We start from the raw sequence: 3,616 nt of genomic DNA on the forward strand, positions 1-3,616 counted from the left end.
GCCCCCGCCGCTGCCGCCGCTCGCCCCGCCCAGCAGGGCGGTCGCCATGGCCGCGGCGAGCGCTCGCCCCGCCAGGAGCCCGCGCCCCAGCCGCAGGTCACCACCGTGCTGAGCAAGCCGCGGCCGCTCTCCGAGATCCTCAGCGAGGAGGAGATCGCCGCGCGCAAGCGTGACGAAGACCGCCAGCGCGCCCTCAAGGAACGCCAGGCGGCGGACCTGCGCGCCCGCCAGGAGCGCGATGCTGCGGCCAAGGCGGCTTCCGAGGCGCGCAAGGCCGAGGAAGAGGCCCGCGTGCGCGCCGAGCAGCAGAAGAAGGAAGAGCCGGCGAAGCCGGCCGCCAAGCCGACCACCGGCACCCTGCATCGCCCCGCCAAGACCGAGGACAAGCCCGCCGCCCGCGACAACAAGCGTGTAGCGCCCGCGGCGCCCGCGCGCGAGGCCGACGGCGCCAGCAAGCGCCGCGGCGGCATGAAGACGCGCGGCGAGGTCGGTGCCACCACCGGCAGCAACTGGCGCGGCGCCGGCAAGGGCGGTGGCCGTCACGGCCGCCACCAGCAGGACGACCGCTCGTCCTTCCAGGCGCCCACCGAGCCGATCGTGCGCGAGGTGCATGTGCCCGAGACGATCACGGTCGCCGACCTCGCCCACAAGATGGCGGTGAAGGCCACCGAGGTCATCAAGGCGCTCATGAAGATGGGCTCCATGGTCACCATCAACCAGGTGCTCGACCAGGAAACCGCGATGATCATCGTCGAGGAGATGGGCCACCTCGCGGTGGCGGCCAAGCTCGACGACCCGGACGCCTTCCTCGAGGAGAGCGAAGCGCACAAGGACGCGGAAGTCCTGCCGCGCGCCCCGGTGGTCACCGTCATGGGCCACGTCGACCACGGCAAGACCTCGCTGCTCGACTACATCCGCCGCGCCAAGGTCGCGTCGGGCGAGTTCGGCGGCATCACTCAGCACATCGGTGCGTACCACGTCGAGACCTCGCGTGGCATGCTCACCTTCCTCGACACCCCGGGCCACGAGGCCTTCACCGCGATGCGTGCGCGTGGCGCCAAGGCCACCGACATCGTCATCCTGGTGGTGGCGGCCGACGACGGCGTGATGCCGCAGACGCGCGAGGCCATCCACCACGCCAAGGCGGCCGGCGTGCCGCTGGTGGTGGCGATCAACAAGATCGACAAGCCCGAGGCCAACCCCGAGCGCGTCACCCAGGAGCTCATCGCCGAGTCGGTGATCCCCGAGGCCTACGGCGGCGACACCATGTTCGTGCCGGTGTCGGCCAAGAAGGGCACCGGCATCGACGAACTGCTCGAGGCCGTGCTGCTGCAGGCCGAGGTGCTGGAGCTCACCGCGCCCAGGGACACCCCGGCCAAGGGCCTGATCATCGAGGCTCGCCTCGACAAGGGCCGCGGTCCGGTGGCCTCGCTGCTGGTGCAGTCGGGCACCCTGCGCAAGGGCGACGTGCTGCTCGCCGGCGCCACCTTCGGCCGCATCCGCGCGATGCTGGACGAGAACGGCAAGCAGATCGACGAGGCCGGTCCATCCATCCCGGTCGAGATCCTCGGCCTGTCCGACGTCCCCGCCGCGGGCGACGAGGCGATCGCGCTCACCGACGAGAAGAAGGCGCGCGAGATCGCGCTCTTCCGCCAGGGCAAGTTCCGCGACGTCAAGCTCGCCAAGCAGCAGGCCGCCAAGCTCGAGACGCTGATGGACCAGATGACCGAGGGCGAGGTCAAGACCCTGCCGCTGATCATCAAGGCCGACGTGCAGGGTTCGCAGGAGGCGCTGGTGCAGTCGCTGCAGAAGCTCTCCACCGACGAGGTCCGCGTCAACGTCATCCACGCCGCGGTCGGCGCGATCAGCGAGTCCGACGTCAACCTGGCGCAGGCCTCCGGCGCGGTCATCCTCGGCTTCAACATGCGTGCCGATGCCGGTGCGCGCAAGCTCGCCGAGACCTTCGGCGTCGATATCCGCTACTACAACATCATCTACGACGCCGTGGATGAGGTGAAGGCGGCGCTGTCGGGCATGCTGGCGCCGGAGAAGCGCGAGGAGATCACCGGCCTGGTCGAGATCCGCCAGGTGTTCACGATCTCAAAGGTCGGCTCGATTGCGGGCTGCTACGTGCTCGAAGGCGTGGTGCGACGCAACTCGCACGTCCGCCTGCTGCGCAACCACGCGGTACTGTGGACCGGCGAGCTGGAGTCGCTCAAGCGCTTCAAGGACGACGTCAAGGAGGTCAAGTTCGGCTACGAGTGCGGCCTGCAGCTCCGGAACCACAACGACATCCAGGAAGGCGACCAGCTCGAGGTCTTCGAGATCAAGGAAGTGGCGAGGACCCTGTAAGCGATGCCCAAGGAGTATTCCCGCAGCCAGCGCGTGGTGGAGCAGATCCGCCGCGAGCTGGCGGAGCTGATCCGGCTCGAGGTGAAGGATCCGCGCGTCGGCTTCATCACCCTGACCGACGTCGAGATCACGCCCGACTACGCCCACGCCAAGGTGTTCTTCACCAACATGACGGGCGAGGCCGACGTGCCCGAGATCCTGCAGGGCCTGCGCCGCGCGAGCGGCTTCCTGCGCCGCGAGCTCGGCCGCCGCATCCGCATCCACACCATCCCCGAGCTGCACTTCCACTATGACCGTTCGGTGGAGGAGGGCTCGCGCCTGTCGCAGCTCATCGACGAGGTGGTGAAGGAAGACGAGGCCCGCCAGCACGACGAGGCCGGCGGCGAGGACGCGGCCGGCGAAGACCGCGCCGGCAAGGACGATGACGCTCGCTCCCGCGGCTGAGGCCGCGGCGCCGGCGCGCCCGCGACGCAAGGGGCCGCCGCAGCGCAAGATCATCCGCCGCGAGGTGGACGGCGTGCTGCTGCTCGACAAGCCGCAGGGCGTGAGCTCGAACGGCGCGCTGCAGACGGCGCGCCGCCTGTTCAATGCGGCCAAGGCCGGTCACACCGGCACGCTGGACCCGATGGCGAGCGGGCTGCTGCCGCTCACCTTCGGCGAGGCGACCAAGTTTTCGCAGATGCTGCTCGACGCCGACAAGACCTACGAGGCGGTGGTGCAGCTCGGCGTGGACACCGACAGCGGCGACGCCGAGGGCAAGGTGCTCGCCACGCGTCCGGTGGCGGTGGATCGCATGGCGCTGGAGTCGGTGCTGGCGCGCTTTCGCGGCGAGATCGAGCAGGTGCCGCCGATGTATTCGGCGCTCAAGCGCGACGGCAAGGCGCTTTACGAATACGCGCGCGCGGGCATCGAGCTCGAGCGCGAGGCGCGCAGGGTCGTGATCCACGCGCTCGAGCTGCTCGACTTCGCAGGCGAGCGCTTCACGATCCGCGTGCATTGCAGCAAGGGCACCTACATCCGCAGCCTGGCCATGGACATCGGTGCCGCGCTCGGCTGCGGTGCCCACCTGGCGGCGCTGCGGCGTACCGCGATCGGCGCCTTCGACCTGTCTGGCGCGGTCACGCTCGCGGCCCTGGAGGCGGTGGGCGAGGGTGCTCGCGACGCGCTGCTGGCCCCGGTCGATGCGTTGGTGGCGGGCTTCCCGGTGCTGCGGCTCGACGCCGAGGCGGCGCGCGGCCTGCTGCAGGGGCGCACGCTCGCGCTC

3 protein-coding genes are annotated in these 3,616 nt (G+C 70.4%); all 3 read left to right on the plus strand.

Annotation, left to right across the window (positions count from 1 at the left end; all coding sequences use genetic code 11):
- Window positions 1-2,352 (plus strand): translation initiation factor IF-2 (infB, locus tag C667_RS21070; protein WP_004382620.1); only part of this gene is annotated, 2,352 nt, incomplete at its 5' end.
- 3 nt (window positions 2,353-2,355) lie between these two features.
- Window positions 2,356-2,796 (plus strand): 30S ribosome-binding factor RbfA, encoded by a 441-nt coding sequence (rbfA, locus tag C667_RS21075; protein WP_004382622.1) that lies wholly within the window; start codon window positions 2,356-2,358, stop codon window positions 2,794-2,796.
- Window positions 2,774-3,616: tRNA pseudouridine(55) synthase TruB (gene truB / locus C667_RS21080; protein WP_004382623.1), on the plus strand; the 843-nt coding region annotated here is incomplete at its 3' end. The genes rbfA and truB, both read left to right, overlap by 23 nt.

The sequence above is a fragment of the Thauera phenylacetica B4P genome (genome assembly GCF_000310225.1).
Taxonomy (GTDB): Bacteria; Pseudomonadota; Gammaproteobacteria; order Burkholderiales; family Rhodocyclaceae; genus Thauera; species Thauera phenylacetica.